The 16,730-nt window shown below is 43.8% G+C and carries 18 protein-coding genes; 1 reads left to right on the forward strand and 17 read right to left on the reverse strand.

All coding sequences use genetic code 11. The annotated features are described in order from the left end of the window. Positions 1-95 precede the first annotated feature (95 nt). Positions 96-1,454 (forward strand): magnesium transporter, encoded by a 1,359-nt coding sequence (gene mgtE / locus OPS28_RS01345; RefSeq protein WP_265607624.1) that lies wholly within the window; start codon positions 96-98, stop codon positions 1,452-1,454. Positions 1,455-1,498: 44 nt separating this feature from the next. On the opposite strand, the gene OPS28_RS01350 is transcribed toward mgtE, so the two are convergent. From OPS28_RS01350 to dsbC, 17 genes are all read right to left on the reverse strand, one after another. Next, complete coding sequence (locus OPS28_RS01350) at positions 1,499-2,083, reverse strand: outer membrane beta-barrel protein (RefSeq protein ID WP_265607625.1); 585 nt, start codon at positions 2,081-2,083, stop codon at positions 1,499-1,501. 390 nt (positions 2,084-2,473) lie between these two features. Further along, positions 2,474-2,905 carry a ClpXP protease specificity-enhancing factor gene (locus OPS28_RS01355; protein WP_265607626.1) on the reverse strand — a complete coding sequence of 144 codons (432 nt, stop codon included), beginning with the start codon at positions 2,903-2,905 and terminating at the stop codon, positions 2,474-2,476. Positions 2,906-2,913: 8 nt separating this feature from the next. Then, positions 2,914-3,546: a stringent starvation protein SspA gene (gene sspA / locus OPS28_RS01360; RefSeq protein ID WP_265607627.1), complete on the reverse strand. Its 633-nt coding sequence runs from the start codon at positions 3,544-3,546 to the stop codon at positions 2,914-2,916. Between the two features lie 115 nt (positions 3,547-3,661). Then, positions 3,662-4,396, reverse strand: a complete 735-nt coding sequence (locus tag OPS28_RS01365) for a cytochrome c1 (RefSeq protein ID WP_265607628.1) — start codon at positions 4,394-4,396, stop codon at positions 3,662-3,664. Then, entirely contained in the window at positions 4,393-5,658 is a 1,266-nt protein-coding gene (locus tag OPS28_RS01370; protein WP_265607629.1) for a cytochrome b, read from the reverse strand. Before OPS28_RS01370 ends, OPS28_RS01365 begins: the two co-directional genes overlap by 4 nt. Continuing rightward, positions 5,658-6,290: a ubiquinol-cytochrome c reductase iron-sulfur subunit gene (gene petA, locus OPS28_RS01375; protein WP_265607630.1), complete on the reverse strand. Its 633-nt coding sequence runs from the start codon at positions 6,288-6,290 to the stop codon at positions 5,658-5,660. The genes OPS28_RS01370 and petA overlap by 1 nt, the downstream gene beginning before the upstream one ends. A 325-nt stretch (positions 6,291-6,615) precedes the next feature. Then, a complete protein-coding gene (gene rpsI / locus OPS28_RS01380) occupies positions 6,616-7,008 on the reverse strand; it encodes a 30S ribosomal protein S9 (protein ID WP_169210995.1) in 393 nt (130 codons plus the stop codon). A gap of 12 nt (positions 7,009-7,020) precedes the next feature. Beyond that, the gene (rplM, locus tag OPS28_RS01385; protein ID WP_265607631.1) at positions 7,021-7,449 is read right to left on the reverse strand and encodes a 50S ribosomal protein L13; all 429 of its coding nucleotides are present in this window, start codon (positions 7,447-7,449) and stop codon (positions 7,021-7,023) included. A 168-nt stretch (positions 7,450-7,617) separates the two neighbouring features. Then, the gene (mazG, locus tag OPS28_RS01390) at positions 7,618-8,427 is read right to left on the reverse strand and encodes a nucleoside triphosphate pyrophosphohydrolase (protein ID WP_265607632.1); all 810 of its coding nucleotides are present in this window, start codon (positions 8,425-8,427) and stop codon (positions 7,618-7,620) included. Next, the gene (gene relA, locus OPS28_RS01395; RefSeq protein WP_265607633.1) at positions 8,405-10,597 is read right to left on the reverse strand and encodes a GTP diphosphokinase; all 2,193 of its coding nucleotides are present in this window, start codon (positions 10,595-10,597) and stop codon (positions 8,405-8,407) included. The genes mazG and relA overlap by 23 nt, the downstream gene beginning before the upstream one ends. 9 nt (positions 10,598-10,606) lie before the next feature. Further along, on the reverse strand, positions 10,607-11,944 hold the full coding sequence (gene rlmD, locus OPS28_RS01400; protein ID WP_265607634.1) for a 23S rRNA (uracil(1939)-C(5))-methyltransferase RlmD: 1,338 nt from the start codon (positions 11,942-11,944) through the stop codon (positions 10,607-10,609). A gap of 8 nt (positions 11,945-11,952) precedes the next feature. Beyond that, the gene (gene acpS / locus OPS28_RS01405) at positions 11,953-12,333 is read right to left on the reverse strand and encodes a holo-ACP synthase (RefSeq protein WP_265607635.1); all 381 of its coding nucleotides are present in this window, start codon (positions 12,331-12,333) and stop codon (positions 11,953-11,955) included. A gap of 12 nt (positions 12,334-12,345) precedes the next feature. Further along, positions 12,346-13,092, reverse strand: a complete 747-nt coding sequence (gene pdxJ / locus OPS28_RS01410; RefSeq protein WP_265607636.1) for a pyridoxine 5'-phosphate synthase — start codon at positions 13,090-13,092, stop codon at positions 12,346-12,348. 83 nt (positions 13,093-13,175) lie between these two features. Continuing rightward, complete coding sequence (gene recO, locus OPS28_RS01415) at positions 13,176-13,886, reverse strand: DNA repair protein RecO (RefSeq protein WP_265607637.1); 711 nt, start codon at positions 13,884-13,886, stop codon at positions 13,176-13,178. A 14-nt stretch (positions 13,887-13,900) separates the two neighbouring features. Then, the gene (locus OPS28_RS01420; protein WP_265607638.1) at positions 13,901-14,176 is read right to left on the reverse strand and encodes a hypothetical protein; all 276 of its coding nucleotides are present in this window, start codon (positions 14,174-14,176) and stop codon (positions 13,901-13,903) included. Further along, entirely contained in the window at positions 14,169-15,893 is a 1,725-nt protein-coding gene (gene recJ, locus OPS28_RS01425) for a single-stranded-DNA-specific exonuclease RecJ (RefSeq protein ID WP_265607639.1), read from the reverse strand. The genes OPS28_RS01420 and recJ overlap by 8 nt, the downstream gene beginning before the upstream one ends. A 106-nt stretch (positions 15,894-15,999) precedes the next feature. Continuing rightward, positions 16,000-16,683, reverse strand: coding sequence for a bifunctional protein-disulfide isomerase/oxidoreductase DsbC (gene dsbC, locus OPS28_RS01430; protein WP_265607742.1), 684 nt, complete (start codon positions 16,681-16,683; stop codon positions 16,000-16,002). Positions 16,684-16,730 lie beyond the last annotated feature (47 nt).

A 16,730-nucleotide genomic window follows, 5' to 3' on the forward strand; every position in this document is an offset into this window, starting at 1 on the left:
TATTGATCTTCATAGAAATGTTATTAGCTCTTACTAGTATCAATATGCGATAATTAACGGTATATACCCATACTAAAAAATAAGATAACTCCTCCGTGGCCGAAGCACTCGAAAGCAAATACGCTCAAAGTCAGTTAAGACAACTGAATGCTGCGTTAGCAGATGGCCGCTTTGTATCTGTGCGCAAGTTGCTTCACGAACTTCCGCCTAGTGACACGGCACTTATCCTCGAATCGAGCCCTGTAAAAACCCGGGATGATTTATGGGAACTGCTAGACGCGGATTTCCATGGTGATGTGCTGGAGGAACTTTCAGAGGATGTCCGTAACGGTATCATTGGAAAAATGATGCCTGCCAACGTTGTCGATGCCTTGGAGGAAATGGATACCGATAACTTGGCCGAAACCCTCAGCAGCCTGCCTGATCAAGTCTTACAAGATATTTTACAATCAATGGATGCTCAGGATAGGTTGCGAGCTGAACAAGCGCTATCCTATGGCGAAGAAACCGCCGGATTCATTATGAATACCGACACTATCACGTTACGTCCAGACGTAACGGTGGATGTAGTTCTTCGTTATCTTCGCTTAAAAGGCGACCTGCCGCAAAATACTGATACGTTTTACGTCGTTAACAGAACGGATAATTTAGTGGGCGTGGTACCCGTTGCTCGACTTCTGACTACTGCTCCTGAAGATAGAGTTTCCGACGTAATGGATGAAGAATCAGAAGCCATTCCTGTTAACATGCCTGATGATGAAGTAGCTAGCCTTTTTGAACGTTATAACTGGTTGTCTGCTCCTGTGGTGGATGAAAAACACCGCCTCGTCGGACGTATTACTATTGATGATGTGGTGGATATCATCCGTGAAGACGCAGAACACTCAATGATGAGTATGGCGGGTTTGGACGACGAGGAAGACACCTTCGCGCCAGTCTTAAAAAGTACAAAGAGACGCTCAATTTGGCTGGGTGTAAATTTGTTTACCGCCTTAATGGCTGCTGCCGTAAGTGATTTATTTGAAGCCACGCTCAGTCAATTGGCTGTGCTAGCAATTCTTAATACGATTGTACCGAGCATGGGCGGTGTTGCTGGTAACCAAACACTCACACTGGTTATTCGTGGTATGGCACTGGGCCACGTTAACCCAAGTAATTCACGCTGGTTAGTCAGTAAAGAGCTTGCAATAGGTTTTCTAAATGGTGTCATCTGGGCCGTGCTTATCGCTTCGGTCATCGCTTTATGGAAACAAGATTTCATGCTCGGTATCATCATAGCTTTTGCAATGCTGGTCAATATGATTGCTGCGGCCCTTTCCGGTGCAACTCTCCCTATTGTAATGAAGAAGCTTAAAATAGATCCTGCGCTGGCTGGCAGCGTCATACTAACGACTATCACCGATGTGGTTGGGATTTTTGCGTTTTTAGGGACTGCTACCTTGTTTCTGCTTTAAAGTAATACGCCTATTCAGCTGATAGGCGTAAAGAAGTTCATAGATTAAAAAGAATAACGTCCATTCAACATAAACGTATCTTGTTTTTCCAGAAGCGTATAGCTCACACCCACGGCCACGTTAGCATTGAAATAATAGTTAGCCGCTAACTTTACAATTGTGTCGCTATCATCTTCAACATCCTGGTATGATAGCTTGCCATCAAGCTCTAAAGACTCTGTAACATTTGTGCGAATGCCGGCAGACAGAGAAAATCCGTTACCGTCTACGTCTTCAAAATTACCACTGTATTCGAATTCTTTGGCTTCATGTGCCAATTCTGTGTAGGCAACGGTGCTGTTGGTGAGCATAAATCGCGCACCTAAACCAAGTGTGGTTTCGTTGTAGTCAAGATCTATACTGCCAATATCATCTGAAGTAGATTTATATTGAACAACCCCGTACAACATGTCTGTAAAAACCGCACTACCACTGATAGAGAAACCAATGGGAGAAAAAGCAGTATCTTCCACATCACTTTTAACGATACCACCTTCTACATAGCTAAAATCAGGCTCAACGTTAGCCGTAGAGTGGGTACTAAAACCCGCAATAGCCGCAAGGACCGCTAAAAATCGTTTTCTAAACATTGTTATCCTTAATAATTAATACTCCCGCGAAATGCTAGGGCATACAATTTTATCGCTACTTATAACACCAACCGACCACAATAGGTGGTCAGCTCAAGGAAAGCGTATTGTATCTAATGAAGGCATAATGATGAAGGGATACGAGGGTCTTTCAACGTTACATAGCGCTGAATGAGTAGGATCTGGTTTCTTATTTAGGACGTAGCCTATTTAACTTTTTGAGTTTGTGCGTTTTGTTCAATGTAGTCCGTCACCCTTTGCCTAATTGGCTATTCGAATACGATTAAAATCCTGCCAAAGTGGGAATTTATATACATAAAGAAGCGGTGTTATGGAAAGATTTGAATGAGAATACGTTAGAAAACAAAACCCGCTTTAAGCGGGTTTTCACTATTTAATTACTTTTAACGTAGGCTTCCCTTTTTTGGGAGGCTTCTGTTGAGTCTCTACAGACGCTTCTTCAGCATCCTGAATCTGAGGTTTCTCTTCAGGCTCTGCGGGTGAGGACAATTCCTCCTCAGACGCAAAGACTGTTCCAGCACCATTTTCACGCGCATAAATAGCCAGTATTGCATGACACGGGATAGAGAGCCTTCTTGGCTGCCCTCCAAAACGTGCTTGGAATGCTAACAACTCATTATCTAGCGAAAAGTTGACACAAGCCGAAGGAGAAACGTTAAGAACGATCTGGCCGTCTTTAACAAATTCCTGCGGAACCTCCACATGCTGGCGAGTCGCATCAACCACTATATAAGGGGTTAAATTGTTATCCACTATCCAGTCAAAAAACGCTCTGAGTAAATATGGCTGATTGGAAGTCATCACATGATTCATAATGGGTTATGAATTTCGCGTTCCTGATCAGTCAATGAGGCTTTAAATGATGGGCGGGAGAACATGCGCTTCATATAAGCATTGACTTCTTTACTACCTGTGCCATTTAATTCAATACCGAGAGCTGGTAAACGCCATAGCAGAGGCGCTAGATAGCAATCGACTAAACTAAATTCTTCACTCATGAAATACGGCATTTCCGAGAAGACCGGCGCTAACGCCAATAATGCTTCTTTTAACTCCTGACGAGCAGCATCAACATCACCCTCACCACGAAAAATTTTCGCTGCCAGTGAATACCAATCTTGTTCTACGCGATGCATCATCAAGCGACTTTGGCCGCGCGATACTGGGTAGACAGGCATCAATGGTGGATGAGGAAAACGCTCATCCAAGTATTCCATAATGATATGAGAATGATAAAGAACCAGTTCGCGATCAACTAGTGTGGGAACTGTGCCATAGGGATTCAGATCAATCAGATCCTCAGGTAAATTTTGAGGGTCAGTATAGCTGATCTCCACACCTACCCCTTTTTCAGCCAGAACTATACGTACCTGGTGACTATATATATCAATTGTATCTGAGAACAACGTCATGATAGAGCGCTTATTCGCGGCTACGGCCATTAAATTTCCTCCGTCGAGCGACTGACAATCATATTAGAAATTACAAATCGGGAATTTCATTGCTAAAAAAGGGGGCGAGACGCCCCCTTGGAGTATTATACATAAATCTGTTCGATTAGTGCACTTCTCGCCAATAATCTTTCTTCAATAAGTAAACAAAGATAAACAGAACGATAATAAACACTAATACCCACTTACCAATCTTTTCAGATTCTAAACGAGCGGGCTCGCCTGTATACTCAAGAAAGTTAACCAAATCAAGCACTGCCTGGTCATATTCTTCAGGTGATAACTTACCATCCCCGTCAGTGCGAATACCTACGTAACGTTCGGTCATTTCACCATCAACCATAACACGCTCGTAGGTTTCACGCGGCGTGCCCTGTAGTGGCTGTAATACGTGCGGCATGCCAACATCAGGGAAAACTTTGTTGTTTACACCAAATGGACGGCTTTCATCGACGTAAAAACTTCTTAAGTACGTATATAACCAATCGGCTCCGCGAACACGCGCGACTAAAGTGAGATCAGGTGGCGCGGCACCAAACCAAGTAGCTGCAGATTCTTCTGGCATAGATCCAGTTATGTAATCGGTAACTTTTTCTCCAGTAAACTGCAAGTACTCTTCACCTAGGTCGTCAGGAATACCTAAGTCGGCGAACGTACGTTGGTAGCGCTGATATTTCATTGAATGACAGCCTAGGCAGTAATTCATGAAAATTTGTGCACCACGCTGAAGCGACGCCTTATCAGTTAAATCGTATTCAGCCTTATCCAAATGAACGTTGCCACCCGCTGCGAAAACCGTCCCCGGTAGCAATAATGCTAATAAACAAAACAGTTTTCTCATTTCGGGATCCTCGCTGGCACAGGTTTTGTAGTTTCGTTTTTACTGTACAAGAACATGGCTACAAAGAATGCAAAATACATCACTGTAGCAATTTGAGATGCCACTATTTTCCAGTTCTCCTGAGGTGTACCACCTAAGTATCCTAAAAAGATGAACACGATTGCAAAAATGATCAAATTCCATTTATGCAAACCACTGCGATAGCGCCATGACTTCACCCGTCCGCGATCAATCCATGGCAATGCAAATAGCGCTGCTATTGCACCAAACATAGCGATAACGCCAAATAGCTTATCAGGGACTGCTTTAAGAATCGCGTAGAAAGGCGTGAAGTACCACACCGGGAAAATATGCTCAGGCGTCTTTAGCGGGTTAGCAATTTCGAAGTTTGGATGCTCTAAGAACTTACCGCCCATCTCAGGTGCGAAGAACATAATGTAACAGAAAGCGAATAAGAAAATGCAAAATGCTACCAAATCTTTCAACACAATATGGGGGAAGAAAGGTACTACGTCGTCAGCGATGTCATACTTGCTGGTGTAATATTCATGAATTTCGTAAGGTGTTTTTTCTGACTCAGGTAGTGAGCCTTTTTTGTGCTTGATAGCCACGCCATCTGGATTGTTAGAACCTACTTCGTGTAAAGCAACTATATGCAAAAACACTAAGATCACAATGACCAGTGGCAATGCGATGACATGCAATGCGAAGAAACGGTTTAGTGTCGCTCCGGAAATGACGTAATCACCTTGAATCCAAATAACCAAATCCGGACCAATTACAGGGATCGCGCCGAATAGCGATACAATAACTTGTGCACCCCAGTAAGACATTTGTCCCCAAGGAAGTACATAACCCATAAAGGCTTCTGCCATAAGGGCTAGATAAATAAACATACCAAATACCCACAACAATTCGCGAGGCTTTTGATATGACCCATAAATCATACCCCGGAACATGTGCAGATACACAACCACGAAAAAGGCCGAAGCCCCGGTACTATGCATGTAACGGATTACCCAACCATAATCTATTTCACGCATGATAAACTCGACTGAGGCGAATGCGCGTTCAGCGGAGGGTTCAAAGTTCATAGTTAACCAGATACCGGTAACGATTTGGTTAACTAACACGATGGTGGCTAGAAAACCAAACACATACCAGAAGTTCATATTTCTGGGAGCGGGATACTGGATGGCGTGCATATTTGCCACCCGCATCATGGGGATACGTTCTTCTATCCAAGCTAAAAAGCTTTGCATTATGCTGCCTCCCCTTCTGAGCCAATGATAACCGTATTATCATCAACAAACTGGTAAGGGGGCACAACCAGATTCAACGGTGCAGGCACGTTTTCAAATACGCGCCCCGCCATATCAAATTTTGAACCGTGGCAGGGACAAAAGAAACCATCTGGAACGCCTTCTACTATTTCTTCAAAAGCGCCGTCTTTCAAATGTTGTGGAGAGCAACCCAAATGAGTACAGATTCCAACCAGAATCAAATACTCTTCTTTTAACGAGCGATAGCGATTTTGGGCAAAACCTGGTTGTTGTTCTGCTTCGGAATTAGGATCTTTAAGCTTGTCTTCGTGCTTAGCTAATGCCTCAAGCGTTTCCGGCGTTCTACGAACTATCCACACCGGCTTACTGCGCCACATGACACGGATTAATTGTCCGGGTTGCACACCACTGATATCAACTTCGACATCTGCGCCGGCTGCCTTAGCCTTAGCGCTGGGATTCCACGACGCAATAAAGGGTACCGCTGCGCCAACTACACCCACACCACCTACTACAGAAGTCGCAACAGTTAAAAAGCGACGTCGAGTATTATCTTGCGGCTGATTGTCATTTGGTGCAGATCGGTTTGCATCTACTGATACATTGCTCATCCACATTTCTCCAGGTTTGGATAATGATGGTAACGGACAAAAATTAATCGTTATGTTTGTTTTAACCCGTAACCACAATCGTATTTTCTGAATTTCCGCCACCAACTCACGGTCTTTTGACGCAATTCACGATTCTTATGTTTTTCGACCAGAAATGATAAGGGAAAAGCCCTTAAAAACACAAGGTTTTACTCGAATTAATCATGAATTATTCAATTAGATAGTTAAATTGTGAAGAAATTAAAATACTAACGTGTACGTGAAGCAAAATTCAGGCAAAAAAAACCCGGCGATGTGCCGGGTTTTTGAAACATATAGCGAAAAATTAACGCTTTGAAAATTGTGGACGCTTACGTGCTTTATGAAGACCCACTTTCTTACGTTCAACGCGACGCGCATCACGAGTAACAAAGCCAGCTTTACGTAGCGAAGAACGCAACGCTTCATCATATTCCATCAAGGCACGAGTTAAGCCGTGACGGATTGCACCAGCTTGACCATTTGAACCGCCACCTTTAACAGTAACGTACAAGTCAAACTTTTCAGTCATTTCTACTAGTTCTAGCGGCTGACGCACTACCATGCACTCAGTTTCACGACCAAAGTACTCGTCAAGAGGACGTTGGTTTACTGTGATTTTACCTGAGCCTGGACGCAGGAACACGCGAGCAGTAGAACTTTTGCGACGGCCAGTGCCGTAATATTGAGTATCTGCCATGTCAATTGCTCCTTAAATGTCCAAAACTTGTGGTTGTTGCGCAGCATGCTTGTGCTCTGTACCCGCATATACTTTCATTTTGCGGAACATAGCGCGGCCCAAAGGACCTTTTGGCAACATGCCTTTAACAGCTTTTTCAATCACCATTTCTGGCTTATGCGCAATCAGCTTCTCGAAGTTAGTCTCTTTAAGACCACCTGGATAACCAGTGTGAGCATAGTACATTTTGTCTTTCGACTTGTTACCCGTTACTGCAACTTTCTCAGCATTGATAACAACAATGTAATCACCTGTGTCAACGTGAGGCGTATACTCTGGCTTATGCTTACCACGTAAGCGTCTTGCGATTTCAACAGCCAAACGGCCAAGTGTTTTGTTTGTGGCGTCTACCACGTACCAGTCACGTTGTACCGTTTCTGGCTTTGCAACAAAAGTTTTCATTTAATATCACCCGAAATAATTCGTCGTTACTTGCCTTCAGAAACCTGAAAGCCTGTTAAAATCAATTTCTTAACCCCTTCGAGTTAATTGATTCTTCCACCTTCCCACAGGTGGGCGTAACTGGGCAGGGCGCGAATTATACAGCATTTGCGCAAAAAGCGAACCTTTTTATTTGTCCCGCTCAGCACTTTTCACCTGCTGCCACAGTTTTTCCATTTCTACCAACGTCATATCGGTAATTTTTTGTTTTTTAGATTGCGCCAGATGCTCAATTTGTTTAAAACGTGTCACAAATTTATTATTTGCGCGACGAAGTGCCGTGTCGGCATCGACATTACAGTGACGACTTAAGTTAACTAAAGCAAAAAACGCATCGCCAATTTCTTCCTCCACGGCCAATTGATCTATTTCGTCAGCATTTAGTTCGTCTTTTATTTCGCTAATTTCTTCCTGAACCTTATTTAAAACATCCAGTGGCTTCTCCCAATCAAAGCCCACACGGGTACAGTGCTGCTGGACTTTCTGTGCATACATCAAAGCAGGCAGACCGTTGGGTATATCATCCAGTATACTGTTCGAATCCCCTTTTGCATGTGCCCTTTCTTCTTGTTTTATTTGGTTCCACTGGGCTTCCAGTTCGGTTTCAGAAATACGCTTGCCGTTAAACACATGGGGGTGGCGGCGGATTATTTTGTCACAAATTGACTCCACTACAGCGTCAAATGTAAATGCGTCCTGTTCTTTCGCGATCTGGGAGTAGAAAATTATTTGGAATAGTAAATCACCTAATTCATCACGGATATCATTTAAATCGTGCTTTTCTATTGCATCAGCCACTTCATAGGCTTCTTCAATTGTATAAGGGACTAGCGACCGCATGGTTTGCCGTAAATCCCAGGGACAACCACTTTTTGGATCGCGCAGGCGCGTCATTATGCTCAGAAGCCTGTCTATGTTACCCGGCCTTTCGTTTGGCATCGACCACCCCGTTTAATTGCCTAAGCTTAGCTATTACTTTAGAAAGCGAGTTAAGATCCGATACTTCCACCGAAATGGCGATAACAGCCGTTTGTTTTGCTTTGTCACTATTACTGTTCACACTTAGCAACGACACATTTTCATTTGCTAATACCGTAGTGATATCTCTTACAATACCGGAACGGTCTGAACAAAACAGATCAATGGCGGCTTCAAAACCGACATTCAATTTATTCGCCCAATTGACTTCGATTTCTCGTTCAGGATGTTGGGTAAGCAAATGGTGAAGCTGTTCACACTCTTCTTTATGCACACTCACCCCGCGGCCTTGGGTGATGTAACCCACGATAGGCTCGCCAGGCACAGGTTTACAACAATTAGCCAGTTGACTTAACAAATGCCCTACGCCTTCAACGACTACAGCATCCTGTTTACCCTTTGCTGTGGATTTTCTTGGTCTGACTAAGGACGATATATCCGGCTCAGGCTCCACCGATGTTTTACCAGGGGCATGTGCTTGCTGGTGGGTAAGAAAATTAACGACCTGCATTACACGAACGTCGCCAGCACCGATCGCGGCATATAAATCTTCAACCTGGTTAAGGTTAAACTTGTCACAAGCTTTAGTAGCAGATTTGAGGGGTAAATCAGCTCGTTCAAGTTCGCGGTCTAAGAGTTCTTTACCAGCTTGTAAGTTTTTTTCGCGGTCCTGCCTTTTAAAAAACGAGTGAATCGTCGCGCGAGCACGCGAGGAATGTACATATCCCAGACCGGGGTGCATCCAGTCACGGCTTGGATTAGGTTCACGTCCAGTATTCACTTCCACTTGGTCGCCATTTTGCAACTGATAGGTAAATGGTACTATGCGGCCATTTACTTTTGCACCTATGCAGGAATGCCCCACGTTACTGTGAATGTAGTAGGCGAAATCTAAAGGCGTTGCTCCTTGGGGTAAATCAATTACATCTCCTTTGGGTGTAAACACATATACCCTGTCATCAAATACCTGACTGCGCAGTTCTTCGACCAAATCGCCAGATTCTGCTACTTCCTCCTGCCACAACAGAATCTTTCGTAGCCAGTTAATTCGATCGTCATAGCTAGATTGTTTGCCGCTGGCTCCTTCTTTATATTTCCAATGAGCAGCGATACCTAACTCTGCATCCTGATGCATTTGCTGGGTGCGAATCTGAATTTCTACAGGTTTCCCTTGAGGTCCAATAATGACAGTATGAATGGATTGATAGCCATTAGGTTTAGGCGTGGCAATATAATCATCAAACTCATTCGGAATATGTTTAAAGTGGGCGTGTACAGTGCCCAATGCGGCGTAACAATCTTGCAGTCGATCCGCGATGATTCTTAACGCTCGAATATCAAATAACTGCTCAAATGTAAGGCCCTTTTTCTGCATCTTCTTCCAGATACTGAAAATATGTTTAGGTCGACCATACACTTCAGCCCGGATGTTTTCTTCATCTAGCTTAGCCTGTAAAGAGCTGACCAAGTCATCTATGTATTGCGCGCGCTCTTTTCTTTTTCCATCGAGCTGTTTAGCAATCTGTTTGTAGGTTGAAGGATGTAAATAGCGGAAAGCCAGATCTTCAAGCTCCCACTTTAACTGACCAATGCCCAACCGATTGGCCAGCGGCGCGTAAATAGATGAACATTCGCGGGCCACCATTACGCGGGTTTCTTCATCCGCCTCTTTTACTTTTTGCAGGGCGATAATACGCTCAGCCATCTTAATCACTACCGCACGCACATCTTCCACCATGGAAAGCATCATCCGTCGGATACTGTCCACTTGACTTTCACTCGGTTGGGCAGCGCCTTGTGCACTTCTTCTTCTGTGTAGCACTTTAATCGCATCCATTCGCCGCACCCCGGTAATCAAACGCGCAACCTCATCGCCAAAGGCGGATTTAATATCGTCATTGGCCAATTCGTGCAGCTGGCAGTAGGGAAATACCAGCGCAGCCTGTAGCGTAGCATCGTCCATATTAAGTTGATGAAGGATCTCAACCATTTCCTGGCCTACCAACAGCTTTTCAGGTTGGGCCGCTACGTGCTTTAGCTTATTTTTTGTTTCCTTACCCAAAGCAAGACTTTCCAGCCAATGATCAAATGCAGGACGCTCAGGTTCATGGACTTTTCGGGTAGATACCATGTACTTACCTTATTTGCTTTTTTGGAGAGTAAACAAAGACATTATTTCCAGATGTTTAGTAAAAGGGAACATTTCAATCAAGCTGATTTTGTCCATTCGATAACCTTGCTGTAAAAATAATGCTGCGTCTCGCGCAAATGTTGTCGGGTTGCAAGAAACATACAAAATCTTTTGAATGGTCGATTGACTGATAATGCTGCACACTTCTCTCGCTCCTTCGCGCGAGGGATCTAGCACTACTGCATCGAATTTCTTATCCAACGCGGATACAATTAATGATGTTTCAGTAAGATCGCCATGCTGCCATTGAATATTATTTATGCCTTGATTTCGCGCATTCAACTGACCGCGTTGCACCATTTCAGCCACGCCTTCAATAGCTAACACATGCTTAACCCTCTTAGCCAAGGGCAACGTAAAGTTACCCAACCCACAAAATAAGTCAGCTACGGCGTCAGTAGGATTTAAGTCTAGCCAATCTATCGCTTGATCGATCATTTTTCGGTTAACTGAGTCGTTAACTTGTACAAAGTCATTTGCACCTGGTGTCAGGTAAAGGCTTCCATCTAGTTGACAATATAAGGGTTCGTGTTCAACCAAAGTCTCAACGTTACCCTGTGAATATTCCAACGATACATTCACTTTATGATCGTTAGCAAAGGCAATTAACGCGCCTTTGAAATGGTTGGATAGTTGGCGAATAAGTTTAATTTGTACTAGCGCAATATTTTCGCCAGCCAACAGCGTGATATGGCCAACATTAGCGCGCGAAGGATGAGTACTGAGTAAGTTCGTAAGGGGTTTTATCAATGCCGATAGCGAATCAAGTAGTACCGGGCAGTGGTCAATTTCTACAATTTTCTTACTCCCCTGCTGTCGAAAGCCAAGTTTAAATTTTTCTGGATTTCTTGCATCGACCGCCAAGCGTGTTTTTCGTCGATAGGCGGGTTTACTTCCCGTAATAGGCGCTTGCCAGGGTATATCTGATAGCGCTAGGTGCTTACGCCAATAATCGCCAATCGCTTGTTGACGCCACTTTAGTGCAGCAGACGATTCGACGTGCTGCAATTGACATCCCCCACAATGTTCGTATACCGGACAAAAAGGCTCAGTACGCGCTTTAACAGGTTGCATAACGCTTTTGAGCGTCGCCTGCGCATAATTTTTTTGCGAAGAGGTAATCTGGACTTTACACTCTTCGCCAGGGAGCGCCCCTTCCACAAAAACTACCGGTTGATGGCGTTTGCACACCCCCTGCCCGTGAGCGTCCAGTGCATCTATAGTAAGTGTCTTTATCTCTTGAACGGGACGGTTTTTAGATTGCTTTGGCGAATAAAATTTAACCATGACCTACTCTAATCAGAGGATAAAATAACAGTAGCAACGGCATAGTTGGCTTCATCTGAAATGGACAGGTGAATACTGGCCACGCCTTTCTGTCTACTGATTTGAAGGGCCTCTCCGGTAAACGTAAGTTCAGGCCCTCCAAGAGAGTTATTGCTCACCACTATCTGTTGCCAACCCACGCCACGACCAATACCTGTGCCTAACGCTTTGACAGCCGCTTCTTTCGCTGCAAAGCGCTTGGCAAGATAACGCTCGGGTTGCGAATGTTGGTTAAAAATAGCTAATTCAGTTTCGGTCAACACCCGCTGCGCCAACTTTTCAGTGCGTTTGCCACTTCCTACCAGACGCGCTATTTCGATGATATCTGTGCCTAAGCCTAAAATAGCCATGTTATATTTAACTTAACCCATTGTATTTACGTTACGAGCTTCAAGCATTAATGTACGCATATCTTTTACCGCTTTATCTAAACCATCGAAGGCAGCTCTGGCAATGATAGCGTGGCCAATATTCAGCTCGATTAGGTGAGGAATGGCTGCGATGGGTTTCACATTATGATAATGCAATCCATGACCCGCATTTACCTTTAATCCTGATTGATGCGCATAGGCTATCCCATGCTTAAGTTTGTCTAATTCTTCGTGTTGTTCCTGTTCAGTCGTCACTTCAGCGTATTGCCCTGTATGAATTTCAATATAGGGAGCGTTACAGCGTACCGCAGCGTCGATCTGTTCAACCTTTGCGTCAATAAACAGCGAAACAAGAATTCCTGCATTTGCTAACCGCTGACATGCATCTTTAATACTCGTTTCATTAGCGACGACATCTAAGCCACCTTCAGTAGTTAGTTCTTGGCGTTTTTCAGGAACAAGGCAACAGAAAGCCGGTTTCACTTTTTCCGCAATACTCAGCATTTCTTCTGTAACTGCCATTTCCAGATTCATTCTGGTGGTTAAGGTTTGCGCTAATAAAAACACATCGCGATCAGTAATATGCCTGCGATCTTCACGCAAATGCACCGTGATGCCGTCCGCCCCGGCACGCTCAGCAATCGCTGCGGCATGAACGGGATCCGGGTAACTAGTACCTCGCGCATTTCTTAAGGTGGCGATATGATCGATATTTACACCTAAATAAAGTTCACTCATAAACATGATATCAATACGAAATAATAGGAAAAGTTTATCAGAAATTTAGTGCTGGCCCTAATTCAATCGTTTCGGTTGGGCCGTTAGGATAAAGTAAAAAGCTCACGACTTTTCAGAGGTTTATCGCCCAGTAATGGACGTAACGCTAGGCGATTAACAAACTTTGCGATACGCAAAGCTTCAATAGACCAATTTTTGTGCACTACGGCTAGAATATGACTACCAGGTAATTTTTGTGGATAGTTAGGAGAAGCCAACGTTAACCCTTGTTCCGCATCGAACATGTAATATTCTGAAGGATCGACCTTACAGCCCAAATCAGTGGTAACACTTAGGTCTACCAGTACACCCATTTCTGCCAACAGTGCAAACTCAAACTCTCGAAGCACGATTTGCGCGTCTTGCGTTCCGCCGTGAGATAGATTTGCCAGTGCAATAAGTGAGCGCTGATAAACAGCAAATAAATCACTAACCGGTAAATCAGGTTGTAGTATTCTATTTATTAATTCGTTCAGATACATTGCACAGAATAAGTTGAAGCCCGTTAAGGGGTACGCATTGGATGTGCCTTCCATTAGCGTCAGATTTTTTAACTCGCCTTTACCCGATAGCTGAATACGTAATGGTTGGAAAGGTTGCAGTAGGCTCTTACGTTCACTGCGCGAGTTCCTCACCCCTTTAGCCACAGCCGATACTTTACCTGATTCTAACGTAAAAAAGTCTACCAAATAACTGGTTTCCCGATAAGGACGTCTATGTAAAACGCAGGCATTAAGCCATTCTGATACTGGCATTTTGGTTTTCCGCGTTAGCTTCGTTTGATTCGTACCACTTTCATCGTTTCAAACTCTAGTCCGGCTACATCTTCTACCTGCCTATAATACGTGAGATTAACTCTTGCTCCTTTAAGGCTGGTATAGGGTTGTTTGCGCTTAAAAATGAAAGGTACATCATAACCTTCTAACATTAAGGTATGGCGAAACCACTCCCCTTCTTCTCTTTGCATATGAGAACTGACTTTAGCATCTTGAAGATGATTTAAATCTTGATGTTTGGCTAACAACTTTTCAGCAGGATCACGCATACGGGGTAATGTGCTCTGCTAATAACTGTACTGTTTCCTGATTTCTAAATACATTAATATCGAGCTGGTAAACTAATTGTACTTTCTTTACTGAAGTATCCGGCCACACTTGGGGATCGATATTAAATGCAATACCATCCACTTCTTTTCCGGACGCTAAACGGCAAGTAAATTTAAGATGTTTTTGACCGACTATTCGCTGGGCGACGAGGGTAAAAACACCGTCAAATCGCGGCGCGTCAAACCCTTGTCCAAAAGGTCCGGCATTATTAAGTTCATGGGCAAACAGTAAGTCAAAGTCCTTATCATCAAGTTCGCCATCAGATAGTATACTATCTTGTTGGGGTAACGCCTCCAAATAAGGTCGAGATACCTGTTGAAATGCTTCGGTAAATGCTGACAAATGTTGTAAAGGTATGCTTAGTCCCGCCGCCATAGCATGCCCGCCAAACTTTGTAATCAAATGTGGATGACGGGAGTTGACTTCTTCTAATACATCCCGAATATGGAAGCCATTAATAGAACGAGCAGATCCTTTTAAGGTTTCTTCGTCCTGTAAGGCAAACGCAATTGTAGGCACTAAAAACTGTTCTTTTATGCGACCGGCAACAATTCCTATAACACCTTGATGGAAATCTTTCTGGTAAATAACGAGGGCGTCTTTATTAATTTGCTCGTTGATATTAAATGACGCGACTATCTTCTCTGCGTCCTGACGCATCGAGTGTTCAATTTCCTTGCGTTCCTGATTTAGTTCGTCCAACCGTGCCGCCATCGTGCGAGCTGAGGAAATATCTTCGCTGAGGAGACACTCAATCCCTAACCCCATATCATCTAACCGACCCGCCGCATTCAATCTGGGCGCGACCACAAAGCCTAAATCAGATGCACTGAGTATTCGTAGTTGGCGATTAGCTATCTCTACTAAAGATTTTATTCCGGGTCGACAATATCCACTTCGAATCCGTTGCAATCCTTGATGAACTAGTATCCGGTTATTGCTATCTAAATTCACCACATCAGCAACGGTACCGACTGCCACAATATCGAGTAATTCCGCCAAATTAGGTGGGGTAATATGATTGGTAGAAAACCAGTTGACCTGGGTTAGTTTTGCTCGCAGAGCCAGCATAAGATAAAAAGCCACCCCCACTCCTGCCAACGATTTTGATGGAAATGCGCAGTCGGGTTGATTGGGATTCACAATAGCTTTTGCTGCTGGTAAGAATTCACCTGGCAGATGGTGATCGGTAATGATGACCTCAATGTCTAGTTCATTTGCTCTATTCACCCCTGCGTGACAGGCAATTCCGCTATCCACAGTGAGAATCACCTGTGCTCCTTGTTGTGCCGCTAGTTCCACCAATGGTTCACTGAGTCCATATCCGAAATCAAAACGATTAGGAACCAGGTAGCTGACATTTTGCAGTCCCATATCGCGTAAGGCGAGCATACAAATAGCAGTACTGGTGGCCCCATCTGCGTCGAAATCGCCGACAATGACTAACTTTTTCTGTCGTCTAAACGCATCCACCATTACAGAGCAAGCATCATCGATTCCCTTCAATAAATTGAAATGCGCCAATGCTTTTAAGCCCACTTCAAGTTCATCCATTGACGTCACATTCCGGTTACGATACACCCTGTCAATGACAGGGTGAAGTGATGTACTTAGTGGCATACTACTGCTAAGGCGACGAACAACAGACAAACTCATACGGGCTCTTTTTTTACTTTTTACTTTTTACTTTTTACTTTTTACTTTTTACTTTTTACTTTTTACTTTTTACTTTTTTAGTTTTAAATATTTTGATTCGTTAAGACTAACGGCTCCGGTTAAGCGCTTCCGCTAGAATATTTGCCGGCTGATATCCTGGAACTAACATTCCCGAAGGCAAAATTATAGCGGGTGTGCCTGTTACACCTAGCTTCTGACCTAGTTGATAATGTTCAGCTACTTGGTTATCACAGGTCTTAGTCTGAACAGAATCACCAGACTTCGCATCGGTCATTGCCTTTTGCGGATTGTTTGCGCACCACACAGACACTAATTCCTGGTGATTATCAGTATTCAATCCGGCCCGAGGAAAAGCCAGATAGCGAACCGTAATACCTTCATCGTTGTACTGACCAATCTCGTTGTGTAACTTTCTGCAATATCCGCACGTTGTATCGGTAAACACATGAACTACATGTTTTTCGTTTTTAGCTTTAAATTCGATTACTGAGTCAGATAACTCTTCGACGCCTTCTAAACGTAATTTTCCAAGCGCGAGCTCCGTTTCGTTGCGCATACCTTCTTCTACGTTGAAAATACGCGCTTGAAGTAAGTACTTACCATCTTCGCTGATATAGAAAAGTCCACGTTCAGTGGTCACCTGGAGCAGGCCTTCCACAGGCGCATCTGCTATAGCTTCCACACCAAGACCAATACTTTCAATCTTTTTTCTTACCATGCTAAATTCATCGTCTTGGGCGAACGACGCGAAGTTTATTAATGTTAGCATTCCTGCCAATACGCTAATTACTTTTTTCAAGCACTGTCTCCTGGGAA

Source organism: Alteromonas sp. ASW11-130, assembly GCF_026183735.1.
Taxonomy (GTDB): Bacteria; Pseudomonadota; Gammaproteobacteria; order Enterobacterales; family Alteromonadaceae; genus Alteromonas.

Excerpts from the sequence above, each read along its gene's own strand:
- OPS28_RS01350 (WP_265607625.1), bottom strand. The coding sequence starts at position 2,083 with ATGTTTAGAAAACGATTTTTAGCGGTCCTTGCGGCTATTGCGGGTTTT.
- OPS28_RS01355 (WP_265607626.1), bottom strand. The coding sequence starts at position 2,905 with ATGACTTCCAATCAGCCATATTTACTCAGAGCGTTTTTTGACTGGATA.
- sspA (WP_265607627.1), bottom strand. The coding sequence starts at position 3,546 with ATGGCCGTAGCCGCGAATAAGCGCTCTATCATGACGTTGTTCTCAGAT.
- OPS28_RS01365 (WP_265607628.1), bottom strand. The coding sequence starts at position 4,396 with ATGAGAAAACTGTTTTGTTTATTAGCATTATTGCTACCGGGGACGGTT.
- OPS28_RS01370 (WP_265607629.1), bottom strand. The coding sequence starts at position 5,658 with ATGCAAAGCTTTTTAGCTTGGATAGAAGAACGTATCCCCATGATGCGG.
- petA (WP_265607630.1), bottom strand. The coding sequence starts at position 6,290 with ATGAGCAATGTATCAGTAGATGCAAACCGATCTGCACCAAATGACAAT.
- rpsI (WP_169210995.1), bottom strand. The coding sequence starts at position 7,008 with ATGGCAGATACTCAATATTACGGCACTGGCCGTCGCAAAAGTTCTACT.
- rplM (WP_265607631.1), bottom strand. The coding sequence starts at position 7,449 with ATGAAAACTTTTGTTGCAAAGCCAGAAACGGTACAACGTGACTGGTAC.
- mazG (WP_265607632.1), bottom strand. The coding sequence starts at position 8,427 with ATGCCAAACGAAAGGCCGGGTAACATAGACAGGCTTCTGAGCATAATG.
- relA (WP_265607633.1), bottom strand. The coding sequence starts at position 10,597 with ATGGTATCTACCCGAAAAGTCCATGAACCTGAGCGTCCTGCATTTGAT.
- rlmD (WP_265607634.1), bottom strand. The coding sequence starts at position 11,944 with ATGGTTAAATTTTATTCGCCAAAGCAATCTAAAAACCGTCCCGTTCAA.
- acpS (WP_265607635.1), bottom strand. The coding sequence starts at position 12,333 with ATGGCTATTTTAGGCTTAGGCACAGATATCATCGAAATAGCGCGTCTG.
- pdxJ (WP_265607636.1), bottom strand. The coding sequence starts at position 13,092 with ATGAGTGAACTTTATTTAGGTGTAAATATCGATCATATCGCCACCTTA.
- recO (WP_265607637.1), bottom strand. The coding sequence starts at position 13,886 with ATGCCAGTATCAGAATGGCTTAATGCCTGCGTTTTACATAGACGTCCT.
- OPS28_RS01420 (WP_265607638.1), bottom strand. The coding sequence starts at position 14,176 with ATGCGTGATCCTGCTGAAAAGTTGTTAGCCAAACATCAAGATTTAAAT.
- recJ (WP_265607639.1), bottom strand. The coding sequence starts at position 15,893 with ATGAGTTTGTCTGTTGTTCGTCGCCTTAGCAGTAGTATGCCACTAAGT.
- dsbC (WP_265607742.1), bottom strand. The coding sequence starts at position 16,683 with ATGCTAACATTAATAAACTTCGCGTCGTTCGCCCAAGACGATGAATTT.